Source organism: Wolbachia endosymbiont (group B) of Scrobipalpa ocellatella (assembly GCF_964188425.1).
GTDB lineage: Bacteria > Pseudomonadota > Alphaproteobacteria > Rickettsiales > Anaplasmataceae > Wolbachia.
Window position 1 is genome coordinate 756,718 of the sequence record NZ_OZ077190.1, and the last position, 14,014, is coordinate 770,731.

Here is a 14,014-nt window from a genome sequence, read left to right on the forward strand (position 1 = left end):
GTATTTATATCATATTATAGCTAAGATAAATTATATATTAATTAATCCTCATATAGCTTTATGTAAATGATTAAAATTTTTACAGTTTTGCAAGCGTAAGAAAATTTCTATATAATATGACTTTAGTATGGTACTTGAGGGATTATTGTGGTAGCAGTTTTAAGTGTGATAGAAGGCAAGAATAAAGCGATCGTATCTGGGTTGGTTGGTGTTTCATCAACTTTAGTATTTTTAACAATGATTCACATTGCTGCAAAGATAGCCATTATAGTTACTGCTGCTGCAGTTACTTACGCATTACTTTCATTGCTTAATAAAGCAAGACCTAAGTCTGTTAAAACTGATGATATGTCAGAAGATGAAGGGTATAGCAGTGTTGATGAAGGTGAAGAAAAAGATACCGTAAAAGAACCAAAAAGAACTGAAACTGAGCTAGAAGAAGAATTAAAAAATAAAAGAGCAGAAGAAGAAATGAAAAATGGACTACCTAAACATATGGATTTCAAAGGTAATTCACTTTCTAAAAGTGCTGATACTACAGATAGTCATTTCGTTTCTAGTGCTACAAATATTGTTATGGAACCTTTACCTAAACACATGGATGCACTTGGTAATCCACTTCCTGAGCAGCCACCGAGCAACCTTACCAATATAGGGCTTGGATCATCTAAAAGTACGCAGAAACTATCTGCTGCAGACTTGCTATTACAGTATGGGAATGTAAATAATGATGTGAGGAAAGTGCTAGAATGGCCAATTACCTCAAAGGAGTTTAATGGGTTAGGGTTTAACAGGTAGTTGCTATATCAAACTCTCCATCTTATATTGAGGATCAGATGCAATGCCATACACTCTATTTGGCGGAGCAATTTTGTTCTCTATACCAAAAACTATACCTTCAATTATTGCTGTGAGTACTTTTTCAAGGTTACAATCTGCTCCAGGAACACGGTGCTCTAGGCGGCATCTTTTGGAATCGTTGCCAAAATAGGGAATTCTTATCGCAGCAGTTCTGTTATTCACTCCCCAACTAATCGTAGTTGGAGTATGAATATCTGGGTACTGAAATCTTAAATATGAATCATCATTTGGAGCAAAAAACAACATATGTTTTTTCATCATTGCACATAATCCACCTATGCTGTGAATCAGGTGGTCACTATATTTTTGCTTATTGCCATAAAATAAGTTATTATTATTTGAATCCATGAGGCTAACATGTACATTTAGTGCGCTGCCTGCTCTATCCAAATAAGGTTTTGCTTTAAAAGAAACATTACCATCGAACTCTTGTGCTGTTCCAATCAGTAATTTTTTTACTAACTCAAAATGCATAATTAAATTATCAGGACTCGTATAACAATCACTTTTTATCTCGTATTGGTTTAAAGAACTCTCTTTCTCACAAAAAAATCCAAGAGAAGCTATTTTATTTTTGATGCTATTCAGAAATAAATATTCTTTTTTTATTCCCTCAGTGTAAAACTCCAGTTCAATACCGAATACAGTATTATGACTCAAATTACTTAATATAATCACAAATTTACTTCAATAAATTTATACTAAATCAGCTATATTTATACAAGTACTTTACTTATTTATCAGTAAATTGAATATCTTATTTATACATAATATATTACTATTTTTTAATAACATACTTCTAATCCTCGGTACAAGCGACATTTACAAATTGATTGTTTTTATTTCAAAAAAATGATCAATTTTAGTGCTTTTATACTCTTTACAACTCGTCAAAAAATCCTCATAATTTTAGATATGTATTAAGTAGTGTTAGCTTTTTATCTTACAGTAAGCTATTGATTATCTTGCATCTTTCTGATTATTATTCTTTCTTGGTGTGGTATATGAACTTAACTAACCCTAAGGTTTCTACTATGTTTTTTGATCAGATTATTACAGTAACGGACCACAATGTTACTTGGGAAAAAATCCAAAATTATCTCCATAATCTCTATGGAGAAGCAACATATAACAGCTGGCTGAGTTCACTAAGATTTATCAGCAACAGAAATGGAGAAGTTTTGTTGTCTGTACCAACAAGATTTATAAAGGAGTGGATTACAGTTCACTACATGGAAAAAATATTGTCATTATGGCAAAGCGAAGATCAAAGTGTATGTTCTATTGATATTCAATTAATTGAAGAAAGAAATTCAAATTCTAATACGATACTAAAAAATAGAGAGGAAAATAATCATAATCTTGGTTCACCACTAGATACCAGATTCACTTTTGATAATTTTGTGGTAGGAAAGTCAAATGAGTTAGCATTTACAGCGGCAAAGCGTGTAGCGGAATCTATAGATCCAATATCAGGAAGCAACCCTTTATTTCTATATGGTGGAGTGGGACTTGGTAAAACACATTTAATGCATGCTATAGCTTGGGACATAGTTAATTCTCCGTCAGCAAAAAGAAAAGTGGTATATTTATCAGCAGAGAAATTTATGTATCAATATATTACGGCGCTGCGGAGCAAAGATATTATGTTATTTAAAGAGCAATTTAGATCAGTAGATGTATTGATGGTAGATGATGTGCAATTTATCAGTGGTAAAGATAGTACACAAGAAGAATTTTTTCACACTTTCAATGCATTGATAGACCAAAATAAACAATTGGTTATATCAGCTGATAGGTCTCCTAGTGATCTTGATGGAGTAGAAGAAAGAATAAAATCACGACTTGGTTGGGGATTAGTTGCAGATATTAATGAAACAACTTTTGAATTAAGACTTGGTATATTGCAGGCGAAAGTGGAACGAATGAATATGTATGTTCCAAAGGATGTCCTAGAATTTTTGGCAAGGAATATAAAATCCAATATAAGAGAACTAGAAGGAGCATTAAATAAGGTTGCTCATACCTCTTTAATTGGAAGAAGCATGACAGTAGAATCAGCTAGTGAGACCCTAATTGATCTTCTTAGGTCAAATCATAGGTCAATCACAATAGAAGAAATACAGAAAAAAATAGCTGAATTTTTCAATATAAAGATTGCAGATATGCAATCTAATAGAAGGCTCCGCAGTCTTGCGAGGCCGAGACAAATAGCTATGTATTTCGCAAAGAAGTTTACGCAAAAAAGTTTACCAGATATTGGAAGAAATTTTGGTGGTAGAGATCATGCTACTGTTATACACGCAGTCAAACAAGTGGAAAATTTCATAAGAACTGACCCAAAATTTGCTGATGAAATCAATCGATTAAAAAAGATGTTTAAGTAGCACTTTATTAATGACAACCAGGCTGTTTTCATTTTTTTGATCAAATATCTTGTTCAAGTAGATTAAGTAAATCAAAGATCATTATTAGTATAAGCTAAGAGAAAATAGCTAGTCGATTGCTTAAAAAGTATATAAAATCACAATTTAAGTAGGAAATATGGCAATTAGACTTATTCCAGATAATCTTGATATAAGATTTAGTAAATATAGAAATTTGACAGCACTTGTTAGCGTTATTCTTATCATTTTTTCAATGCTTACTTTTATGCTGCGTGGAATGAATTTGGGTATAGACTTTACAGGTGGAATTTTGATAGAGATAAAATCTTCAAGCAAGGATGATGCTATTCTCGGTATATTAAAAGAGAGTGGATTTACGATACAGAGTTCAAAAGCTGGTGATAACTTAGTTGTGCGGTTTAAAGATGAGGGAGATGAAGATAAAATTAAAAAGGTTAAAAGTATATTAGAAAGCAAATTAGGTAATTTAGTAACTTATCGTAAAATAGATTATGTTGGTCCACAAATAGGCTCAACGCAGATATTTGAAGGGATATCAGCCATGTTAATTGCAATTATTGGAATATTTTTTTATGTTTGGCTTAGATTTAGCTGGCAGTGTGGACTTGGTGGAATAATGGCACTGATCCATGATGTGATTTTAACTCTTGGCTTTATCAGCTTAACGAGTATTGAGTTTAATATTTCATCAGTTGCAGCTCTACTTACCGTGATTGGCTATTCAATCAATAATTCAGTGGTTATATACGATCGGATTCGAGAGTATAAAAAAAATAGAAAAGATGTAGAAATGGATGAAATAGTTGATGCTAGCATTAATTCTACACTATTTCGTACTATGTTAACTTCAGGTACTACTCTTCTTGCTGCTCTTCCTTTAGTGCTGATTTGTACAGGTGTGGTCAGAGACTTCTGCTTAATCATTTCTTTTGGCATTGCAATCGGCACCTGTTCTGCAATATTTATCTCTGCTCCTATATTGACCTGCAGAGCGTTGATAAGTAGAGTATAGAACGTTTAACTACGATATAATATTAGCTTATTATCCCTAATAGTGAAATGAAAATATCTCAAAAAGCTCATACCAAGTAATGAATGGGACATAGAGTGAGTATTAACACTAGCGTGTACATCATTAATTAAAAAATTTCCTATTTTAACTTGAGGGATGTGAACAACACCAGCTTTTATTTGACCTTTTGCAGTTTCATATATTTTAAAGTCTTGAATGTTTTGTAAGTTAATACCAGCATGTAACGCATCTTTTTGCGATAGAACAATATCAGTTGCTCCGGTATCAAGCAAAAACGTTATATTACGATCATTGACTTGAGCTTGAATATAAAAGTGTCCATCGTATGACTTTGTAAATTCAATACTTCCGCCATTTTGAACCCTTCCTTTGTACGGTAGAAAAGTGCTCAGAAACCTATTGCTTAGTTTATCCCCTTGTGAATCAATAAACATTGCAGTAATGACTATTATCAGTAGCCAAATAACTAGATTTTTTGCTGCATTCATATTATTAAAATTTGAAGCCATAAGAGTAAATTTTTAAGATTAGCGTTAAAAGCTATTATTAAAAATAAGTAAATTTTATTGTTTTAGTACAATATTTAATATATACTTTAAGGAGGTATGTTCGATTTAATTTCATGTCAGAAGCAAAAAATTTAATTTTAGCAACAATTCTTTCTATATTGATTATAGTATTATGGCATATTATTTATGATAATTTTCTTAACACGAGCCAAAGCCAACCATCGATTGAAAATATTGAACATATCGAATCTTCTAACGACCTTGCTCCTATGATATACCAAAATCGTTCTGAAATTATTAATTCTACTAGAGAACAGAGAGTTAATTTAACCAATAACATGCTTGAAGGATCAATTTCTCTGAAAGGTGCAAGGTTTGATGACTTAATCTTAACTAACTACCACTTAGAACCGAGTTCTTCTTCTCCACAAGTGGTGTTACTGTCACCTGCAGAATCAAAAGATGTATATTTCGCAGAATTTGGGTGGCTCGATCCGAATGAAAAGATTAAAGTTCCAGATTCTAAAACAGTATGGCAAGCAGATAAACTCAATCAAAAAGAGGTCAATTTATTTTGGGATAATGAAAATGGCATTTTATTTAGAATGAAAATTAGCCTTGACGATAACTACATGTTTAAAGTTGAGCAAATTATTGAAAACAATACAAAAGATAATGTAGTTTTGGTTCCCTATGGTAAAATCAATCGTAAACGTGATAATATTAACGAATCCTATTGGATATCACATGAAGGAGTACTAGGTGCATTTAACAATAAACTAGAGGAGTGGACATATAAGGATATTTCCAAGAAACGTTTAATAAAGGCCAGCACAAGTGAAAAAAGTTGGTTTGGTTTTGCTGATAAATATTGGTTTACAGCTATCATACCTGAAAAATCTGATCAAATAAATGTAAGTATTAAGCATACGAATGTTAATAACATTGATAAGTTTCAAGTAGATTTTGTTAAACCTTACAAACACATACTCCCTGGTGCAAGTGTTTCTACTCTGAACTACTTTTTTGCTGGGGCAAAGAAATTGAATTTACTTGATTCTTATAAAGACACTCTCAATATACCTTTGTTTGATAAGGCTGTAGATTTTGGTGTTCTTTATTTTATAACCAAGCCGGTGTTTTTACTGCTTGAATATTTTAACTTTGTTTTGAAAAATTTTGGCTTAGCAATATTATTGCTAACTTTAGTAATCAAACTTTTGATGCTTCCCTTATCTAATAGATCATATATTTCGATGTTCAAGGTGAAAAGCCTGCAGCCTGAATTAACTCGTATAAAAGAGTTGTACAAAAATGACAGCTTAAAGCAGCACAAAGAGACAATTGCGTTGTTCAAGAGAAACAATGTAAATCCAATGTCGAGCATTTTCCCTATGCTCATACAAATACCAGTATTTTTTGCTCTGTATAAAGTATTATTTGTTACTATAGAGATGAGACACGCCCCTTTTTATTTATGGATTAAGGATCTTTCAGCTTCTGATCCAACAAACATTTTTACATTATTTGGGTTGTTTAATTATAACTTTCCTATTTCTATAGGCATTTTACCTATAATTTTCGGCGCTACCATGATAATTCAGCAGAAGCTAAGTGAGAAAGATCAAACCAGTAAAGATGATATTCAAGTAAATGTTATGAAGTTTTTACCTTACATTTCCGTCTTTATTTTTTCTTCTTTTCCTGCCGGCCTGGTAATATATTGGATATTTAGTAATATTATAACTCTGGTTCAACAATACTTAATAAAGTTCTTCTTAACAAGAAAAGTCGGGATAAATGTCGAAAATACTAATAGTTAATTCAATTTATTATACCGAAATAGCGAACCTTTTGCTTGAAGGTGCAGTCGATAGATTAAAAGAAAGTCATGCAAGCTATGACATAATTGAAGTTCCTGGTGCATTTGAGATACCAGCTACAATTCTCTTTGCAGTAAAAAGCAAGAATGCTAATTATGACGGTTATTTAGCTCTTGGGTGCGTGATTCGCGGTGAAACTGATCATTATAAATACGTTTGTAAAGGAGTAATCGAAGGCTTAAATGAAGTTATTATGCATTATGCAATACCCCTTGGTATGGGCGTAATTACCGCTGACAGCAAAGATAAAGCACTAATTAGAGCTGACAAAAATAAAAAGAACGTTGGTGGCCATGCAGCCTCAACTGTTTTGCATATGATAGATCTACACAATAAATTAAAATAATGGAGGAAAAACCAGTAGATAAAAAGTGGCGCATAAAAAGAAGTACGGCAAGATTTCTTGCTGTACAAATTGCTTATTCAAATATTTTTGTAAGTTACAACAAAAGCACTTTTAAATTGGAAAATTGTGAGCTTAAGGACTACATAAGTACGTTGAAAGATATATTTGAATGTGAAGAATTTGAACATCAGTTCTTAGAAAACTTGTTATGTAAGGTTATAAAAAGCAGTGAAGAATATGATAAAATAATAGAGTCTTATTTACACCCAAGCTGGTCACTTTCACGATTAAATCTTATAAGCTTATCTATTTTGCGTATTGCAGTATGTGAGTTAATTGATTTTGATACACCAGCACCAATTGTTATTAATGAATATACTAACATTGCATCTGATTTACTTGATGCTCCAAACAAAATTGGCTTTATTAATGGGTTGTTAGATAAGGTAAAGGATGCAGTCAGACTAAATAAAAATCCTTAGCAAATTTCTTACAAGTATGTGAATATCTATTTTTTGAGACAGTTTCTACAATAAGTTTAAGTCATTAACACTAAAAAATGAAGGGAAGACTTATTCCTTTTATACTTGGCTGATTAATAATCTTTCTGGCTTTTCGTGTTCAACTTTTGGTGACTTAACAATTGAGCTTGGCACAAATTCGATGGTTAGTTCTTGAACATTATTTTCTTCAACGTTTAAACCTAACGTTTTTAACTCCTGTCCACAATTTATCTGTTCAAATGTACTATCCCCTTTCTTCTTGTATAGCTGATGTATATCAAGGAGTTTAGTGTTGCCAAGCAAGATTGGATCAGGATTATCAATATATCTGATCTGACCATAACTCTCAGCTTTGAATACTTCGCCTTTTGAGTTAGTAAAATCTATAGTATATTCACCATTTTCGTTCTTATAGTTCTTTTCAATAAATTCAAGATCTTTATTTGTTACCTGCAACATCAGGTATCTTTGAGAGCTACCAGCAACAATTCTCGGAGCTTTAAGTTCAGATATTTCATTATTTTTCATGAAGGAATATATTGCTAAACTAATCAGTGCAACAGTAACAAATGCTAAAACACTCATTCCAAGTGGTGTAGCTGCAAAAGCTGCAAGTGGAGCAAGTATATAAGTTGAAGACATCAAATATGGTGATGAAAGTGCTACTGCTGCGCCTATAACATACAGAGAAGTAAGTACTAAAAGTGCAGTATTTGTTTTTTGGAGCTGGCCACGGTGGTTTTTAAAAATTAACATAATTGCCTCATTTAAATTAATTAAAGTTGTATGTAAAGAATTATTATTGTCAACTTATAAACAATAAATTATCTACCACTTGAGCCGAAGCCTCCTTCATTGCGAGCAGTTTCTTTTGCATAGAATTCTTCTATGTTGTTCCAAATTATCTCAGGTACAGGAGTGATAAGAATTTGTGCAATTCTATCTCCTCTTTTTATTTCATATGGCTGATTACTTAGATTGATTAGGCAAACTTTAACTTCACCTCGATAATCGGAGTCTATAGTGCCCGGAGAATTTAAGACAGTGATTCCATGTTTTGCAGCAAGCCCAGAACGTGGGCGGATTTGCCCCTCAAAACCGTTTGGTATTGCAATCACAATTCCAGTTGGAACAAGTAATCTCTCAAGTGGATTTAAAACAGCAGAGTCATTCAATGCAGCATAAAGATCCATGCCAGCACTCTGCATAGTTGCATAACAGGGAAGAGGCAGGCTTTCGCCATGTGATAACTTTTTTATTTCTACTTTAATTTTGTCTCTTTGCATTTTTATTCACCAGTTATGAAAATTTGATTGTAGCATGTAAATTATGCCTGTAAAAGATAAGAAAACTACTTGACAAATATTGCCAACTTTCCTTATTATGACACTAAGGGTATTTATGACTCAAAACTTGTTTTTGACCTGCAGGCTCAATAACAAAAATTCAGTAAAAAACTTAAGGTACTTATTGGCGGATTACATAAAATTATAGCGGCTGCATGTCTTTTTTATTTTTTCTACATTCAGCCAAAACGCGCTTATTTTAAGCGTTAGCACATTATTACAGCGCCAGTTTAAATTATTATAGGGTCAAACTCACTAAGTGGGGATCCTTTTGCCTTTTTTATAATTAGTAAATTTATTAATATTTTGGATTAGTGAGGAGTCCTATAGAGATAGCACTTGATGCTGGAATTCAGCCTTTCTGCAATCTCATCGAAAACGTTGTACCACCTTTCTATGCTAGTTTGCTTGTGAGCAACATGGATCCCAGTGTCTGGGCACTGGGATGACAAAAAAGGGCTACTTGAATGACATACTTGAATTTACGCTATAAAGTGAACCGGTTTGGTGTGCTGCTGTTGTTTGCAGTATTGTAGTGCTAATTTTTTACTTCGGTAGTCTTTTTATTGTCATTATAATTATAAGAATAGTTGAGGCCAATTAATATGAAAACTTTTGCAAAAAATTTTAAAGGTAAGGAAAGAAAGCTAGAAGAGTTCAATGAAGAAATAGAAGACATAGCAGCTGCGGCTCAAGATAAGTTTGCGCATGAACTTGAAAACATCGCATATGAAAGTGTGCAGAAATTTCGCAGTCTACTTGCTAAAGAGCTAAACTTCACTTTCAATAACATTCATTCTCAGAATGTCAATCTACTAAAATCCGGCCTAAAAAAAGGAGAAACAGCGTTAATACGTTCTCTTCTCAATATACTTGTACGATAGAGTTGCTGCTGCAATTTAATATTAAGTGATAACTAAAATAAGTAAGATTTTTTATAGATAAGTCTTACTTATTTTAGCTATATATAGAAAAGGAGGGTTGTTATGTCAACAAGACTAAAGTATCCAATCATAAATATACAACGTAAGTCTAAGCCTAAATCTTTTCCAGTAACTTTAGGAGAGGTTAAATCTTTTTTACGAATTGAAAATGATCAAGATGATAAGTTGATTTCAAGTTTTATTTTTATGGCAACTGATTATGCTCAGTGGCATATGGAAAAGTCTCTAGTAAAGCAAACGTGGCAAGTTTCATATGAAGGTTATATACCTCGTAGAATATATTTAAGCTATGGTCCTGTGAATAAAATAATATTGGCTACTGATAAGAATAGAAAACTTAGTTATTATTTTAGTGATATAGGAAGCTATATTGAATTTTTCAATTATTTGAACATAATAAGGGCTGATGTTGTATATGAAGCTGGTTATGATAGTGTTCCTGAGCAAATAAAGCTAGGTATTATACAGCATGTTTCTGCTCTCTATAAAAATCGTGAATCAGAAGTAAGTAGCCATTTATCTGAGGTAAAGAAGGTGTATTCTCCATTTCGCGAACCAAAGGTTGTTTTGTAGTTCCTGTTTGTCATTCAATAGCAGATACAACAGATGGTGTCATCCGAGTAGCCCCTTCGATGTCATCCCAGTACTGGGATCCAGTTTTTTCATGATCATCAAAACGTTGTATTTTAAAATAAAACGGCTACTTTTATGCTTACCAACTTAATAAAATTCCTGGATCCCAGTACTGGGATTACAAGAAAGAGCTACTGGAACGACATCATTATAAAGTGAACCAGTGTCTGGGGATGGGATGACATCTTCTTGACAGATAATGTTCGTGCAGTAAGCACTAGGATGATACCATCTGTTGTACCTGCAAATTGCAATCTTCGTAAACGTATCTGTGAGATGGAAAAAATTCAAATTATAAATGAGTTGTATGATAGTATTTATGCAGCATTAAAAGCAAACTCTGATTTAAAGAAATATGTTACTAACATCTATGATTACCTGCCTAAGCAGGTTACTATTCCTTATCTGAGATTGCGCATAGTAAATTATGTTAACCTGCATATGCTATCTAATTTTGCTACAAAAGTAAGATTTTCATGCGACATATATACTTATCATATAAGCAGCATGCTTGCTGCTATAAAGCATGTTGGCTTGGTGGTAAAGAGCATTAGTAGTGAGACCATTTTGGAAAGTAATTGTGTTATAAATCAGCATGATGAAGTTTTACATTCAACAATTAATTTTGATATTTTAATACAAGGAGGTAGCGATGAGCAAATTACAGCTGAAAATTAAAGGTCATGACAATAATTTTGTTGTGCTGAATAATATACGAAACTTAAGGTTTACTTTGCGTAATAACAAAGAGGAGATGAAAGATATTTCCTCTTTTGGCTGGAGAAAAGTGCTTGATTGTGCTGGAAGTAGAAAGATTACAATAAAAATTAATGGCATTTTAAATTCAGTATTGGCTGATGAATTATTGCGTAATTCTGCAATGTTAAACTCTAATAATGATTATGAGATTAGTTTTAATGCTAAGGAGAAGATAAAACTCAGGTGTTCGGTTGAATTGTATGAGAGATATTATGATCCTGCCACTTTTGACAGCTTCACTGTAGTTTTAGCCAGTGCTGAAGTTGTGAACACTTTTCATTAGTGTTAATTTAATTTTTTCATATACAATAATAATAAGTGGGAATAAATTAAAAAAAATTATGAATGATGAGGATCTTTTCGAAGAAGGCGATGATAATGTTGAAGAGAATAGCGATGACAGAAGAGAAAGGAATTTGAAGAATGAAAATCAGCTCGAAGAGCAATTTAAAGAGTATTTAAAACCTTTCGAGGATATTTTAAGTCAAATTGATGAAGGAGTTGATAATTTAGATAGTTACGAAAGGACTATGCAAGTAAAGCGAAGTATAGATAGGCTCATAGAAACCTTATATAGCCAAGCAGCATCTGAGGATATTGATGTAGAACTTGAAACCACAAAGCACACTCGCGATAAATCAGAATCCAAGAAAAGAGTTCTGGAAAAGAGAAAGAAACAACTGATGGAAGAGATCTTAAGTTTTCAACAACAAAAGGAGCTAATGAATAGTAGGGAAAAACATGAAGTAGCAAGTGATGGGGATGTTCAGAAGGCAAAAGCACGAGTGAAGTCTTCAATTAGGGGGGTGTTGTTTTCAGTTATTGCTCATAGAATGGATCCACGAAGGAGGGCAGGGGAAACTGCTGATGACAATGAAAAGCAAGCTCGTATGTACGGTAGAGAAGCAGTTGGTGGAGTTTTAGGTGGATTGTTCAAGGCGTTTTTAACTGCAGTTGCTGCTGTTGTGCGCGAAATTGCTAAACCACTTCAACATATGAATACACAAGAGACGTCTTTTGCAAAACAAGTTGAAGAAAGCAGAAACCAGGATTCACAGAAAGGTCGATCTGTGTAGGTCAAAGTATAATTTCAAAAAAATTTTTGAAATCATATGTACTAAACAATATCTACTCAACGCAAATTACAACAAACGCAGTAGCATAATCTTGATCATCACTTAGAGAAAGGTGTATCTTGTAGTCTTTCGAGATGAAATCCTTTGTGATAGCAAGATGTGGTTTTCCCCTGATAGTACTGTATATTTCTATATCTTTCATTATAATTCCTTGGCTGAATCCAGTGCCTAGCGCTTTAACAAAAGCTTCCTTTGCAGCAAAGCGTTTAGCAAAATATTTTGCTCTTACTTCTTGGCTATTATATTTTTTGCTTATCTCTATTTCCTTCTTAGTATAGACTTTATTGAGAAATTTTTCCCCGTATTTTTGTGATATTCTCAATATTCTGGGTATATATACTATGTCAGTGCCAATACCGTATATCATTTTGCGCTAAAACGATTTATTGCTTCTTCAACTTGTATTTCCTGTACCTCTCCAGTTGCCCTATTTTTTACTTCAACTATATTTGAAGTTACTGCTTTCTTTCCAATAATTATTTGCCACGGCAAGCCTATCAGATCCATTCTGGCAAATTTCACTCCTACACTTTCGTCCGTATCATCATAAAGCACTTCATCGCTTTTCAAAGCTTTGTATATTTTATCTGCAGCCTCCGTTACTTTTGTTTGTAAATTGATCAAACCAACTTTAAAAGGAGCTACTGCCTCTGGCCAGATAATTCCTTTATCATCATGGAAAGCTTCTATTATTGCGCCAACAAGCCTTGAAACTCCAATACCATACGAACCCATATGCATGTTAACATTTTTTCCATCTTGAGAAGTAACACTTGCCTTCATAGGTTTCGAATATTTATCACCAAAATAAAAAATATGCCCTATTTCAATACCCTTGCTAACATTTAACTGTTCTTGCGTTATAGGACAACTTTCAGGATCATGCATATCGTCTGCAACTGCATATATGCTCTTCAGGCTTTCAATATCTTCGCTTTCTAGTAATTCAAAAAGTTTATTGTCATAATATAGAGTGCTCTCACCGGTGTTTGCCAATATATGAAATTCATGACTTAAATTTCCTCCAATTGGTCCTGTATCTGCCCTCACTCCAATTGGAGTAAGCCCCATTCGTTTGAAGATTTTTATGTAAGTTTTATACATCAAATTATATGAATTCAGTGCACCTTCGTAATCTACATCAAAACTGTATGCATCCTTCATCAGAAATTCCCTGCCTCTCATAACGCCATAACGAGGTCTTACTTCGTCACGAAACTTCCACTGAATTTGATATAAACAAAGTGGTAAATCTTTGTAACTTTTTACCGTATTTCTAATCAAATCAGTTACCACCTCCTCATGTGTTGGACCAAAAAGCATATCGCTTTCATGCCTATCTTTAATACGTAGCATTTCTTTGCCGTAATCATCGTAACGTCCTGACTCTCGCCAAAGACTTGCTGGCTGCACACAAGGCATCAACACTTCAATTGCACCAATTTCATCTCTGATAATATTTTCAATATTTTTAAGTACCAAAAGACCAAGCGGCAGCCAAGAATAAATTCCAGATGCTGTCTGCTTGATTAAGCCCGCACGTAACAAATATTGATGAGAAATAATTTCAGCACCAGCCGGGGTTTCTTTTAAAGTTGGCAGGTAATATTGAGATAAACGCATTTGATAAATCTGATTGTACTAAGCAATCTT

At 33.2% G+C, this 14,014-nt stretch carries 17 protein-coding genes; 11 read left to right on the forward strand and 6 right to left on the reverse strand.

Translation table 11 applies throughout. The annotated features are described in order from the left end of the window. Positions 1-147 precede the first annotated feature (147 nt). A complete protein-coding gene (locus AB3210_RS03460) occupies positions 148-798 on the forward strand; it encodes a hypothetical protein (protein WP_007302791.1) in 651 nt (216 codons plus the stop codon). Positions 799-801: 3 nt separating this feature from the next. Here AB3210_RS03460 and AB3210_RS03465 read toward each other — a convergent pair whose 3' ends face one another. Next, positions 802-1,539, reverse strand: coding sequence for a glutamine synthetase (locus AB3210_RS03465; protein ID WP_007302792.1), 738 nt, complete (start codon positions 1,537-1,539; stop codon positions 802-804). Positions 1,540-1,865: 326 nt separating this feature from the next. Between AB3210_RS03465 and dnaA the strand changes: the two genes are divergently transcribed. Next, positions 1,866-3,248: a chromosomal replication initiator protein DnaA gene (gene dnaA, locus AB3210_RS03470; RefSeq protein WP_012481713.1), complete on the forward strand. Its 1,383-nt coding sequence runs from the start codon at positions 1,866-1,868 to the stop codon at positions 3,246-3,248. 157 nt (positions 3,249-3,405) lie between these two features. Continuing rightward, positions 3,406-4,281 carry a protein translocase subunit SecF gene (secF, locus tag AB3210_RS03475; protein WP_007302794.1) on the forward strand — a complete coding sequence of 292 codons (876 nt, stop codon included), beginning with the start codon at positions 3,406-3,408 and terminating at the stop codon, positions 4,279-4,281. A gap of 5 nt (positions 4,282-4,286) precedes the next feature. On the opposite strand, the gene AB3210_RS03480 is transcribed toward secF, so the two are convergent. Then, positions 4,287-4,811 carry a TIGR02281 family clan AA aspartic protease gene (locus AB3210_RS03480; protein ID WP_007302795.1) on the reverse strand — a complete coding sequence of 175 codons (525 nt, stop codon included), beginning with the start codon at positions 4,809-4,811 and terminating at the stop codon, positions 4,287-4,289. Between the two features lie 113 nt (positions 4,812-4,924). On the opposite strand from AB3210_RS03480, the gene yidC reads away from it, so the two are divergent. The 3 genes from yidC to nusB are packed head-to-tail and all read left to right on the forward strand — an operon-like array spanning position 4,925 to position 7,522. After that, the gene (gene yidC / locus AB3210_RS03485) at positions 4,925-6,634 is read left to right on the forward strand and encodes a membrane protein insertase YidC (RefSeq protein WP_019236304.1); all 1,710 of its coding nucleotides are present in this window, start codon (positions 4,925-4,927) and stop codon (positions 6,632-6,634) included. Next, the gene (locus AB3210_RS03490; protein WP_052264871.1) at positions 6,612-7,040 is read left to right on the forward strand and encodes a 6,7-dimethyl-8-ribityllumazine synthase; all 429 of its coding nucleotides are present in this window, start codon (positions 6,612-6,614) and stop codon (positions 7,038-7,040) included. Before yidC ends, AB3210_RS03490 begins: the two co-directional genes overlap by 23 nt. Continuing rightward, a complete protein-coding gene (gene nusB / locus AB3210_RS03495) occupies positions 7,040-7,522 on the forward strand; it encodes a transcription antitermination factor NusB (protein ID WP_006014794.1) in 483 nt (160 codons plus the stop codon). Before AB3210_RS03490 ends, nusB begins: the two co-directional genes overlap by 1 nt. 99 nt (positions 7,523-7,621) lie before the next feature. On the opposite strand, the gene AB3210_RS03500 is transcribed toward nusB, so the two are convergent. After that, positions 7,622-8,299 carry a hypothetical protein gene (locus AB3210_RS03500; protein WP_052264872.1) on the reverse strand — a complete coding sequence of 226 codons (678 nt, stop codon included), beginning with the start codon at positions 8,297-8,299 and terminating at the stop codon, positions 7,622-7,624. A gap of 68 nt (positions 8,300-8,367) precedes the next feature. Continuing rightward, positions 8,368-8,829 carry a dUTP diphosphatase gene (gene dut / locus AB3210_RS03505; RefSeq protein WP_052264873.1) on the reverse strand — a complete coding sequence of 154 codons (462 nt, stop codon included), beginning with the start codon at positions 8,827-8,829 and terminating at the stop codon, positions 8,368-8,370. Positions 8,830-9,494: 665 nt separating this feature from the next. Between dut and AB3210_RS03510 the strand changes: the two genes are divergently transcribed. From AB3210_RS03510 to AB3210_RS03530, 5 genes are all read left to right on the forward strand, one after another. Further along, positions 9,495-9,773, forward strand: coding sequence for a hypothetical protein (locus AB3210_RS03510; protein WP_017532302.1), 279 nt, complete (start codon positions 9,495-9,497; stop codon positions 9,771-9,773). Between the two features lie 102 nt (positions 9,774-9,875). Next, positions 9,876-10,406, forward strand: coding sequence for a head-tail connector protein (locus AB3210_RS03515; RefSeq protein ID WP_007302801.1), 531 nt, complete (start codon positions 9,876-9,878; stop codon positions 10,404-10,406). 282 nt (positions 10,407-10,688) lie between these two features. Continuing rightward, positions 10,689-11,144, forward strand: a complete 456-nt coding sequence (locus tag AB3210_RS03520) for a DUF3168 domain-containing protein (RefSeq protein WP_012481716.1) — start codon at positions 10,689-10,691, stop codon at positions 11,142-11,144. Beyond that, positions 11,119-11,508: a phage tail tube protein gene (locus AB3210_RS03525; RefSeq protein WP_007302803.1), complete on the forward strand. Its 390-nt coding sequence runs from the start codon at positions 11,119-11,121 to the stop codon at positions 11,506-11,508. Before AB3210_RS03520 ends, AB3210_RS03525 begins: the two co-directional genes overlap by 26 nt. Positions 11,509-11,566: 58 nt before the next feature. After that, a complete protein-coding gene (locus AB3210_RS03530) occupies positions 11,567-12,301 on the forward strand; it encodes a hypothetical protein (protein WP_006013937.1) in 735 nt (244 codons plus the stop codon). A 52-nt stretch (positions 12,302-12,353) separates the two neighbouring features. On the opposite strand, the gene AB3210_RS03535 is transcribed toward AB3210_RS03530, so the two are convergent. Both AB3210_RS03535 and proS read right to left on the reverse strand, forming a co-directional pair. Further along, a complete protein-coding gene (locus AB3210_RS03535) occupies positions 12,354-12,728 on the reverse strand; it encodes a holo-[acyl-carrier-protein] synthase (RefSeq protein WP_010401163.1) in 375 nt (124 codons plus the stop codon). After that, on the reverse strand, positions 12,725-13,984 hold the full coding sequence (gene proS / locus AB3210_RS03540; RefSeq protein ID WP_052264936.1) for a proline--tRNA ligase: 1,260 nt from the start codon (positions 13,982-13,984) through the stop codon (positions 12,725-12,727). The genes AB3210_RS03535 and proS overlap by 4 nt, the downstream gene beginning before the upstream one ends. Positions 13,985-14,014: the final 30 nt, after the last annotated feature.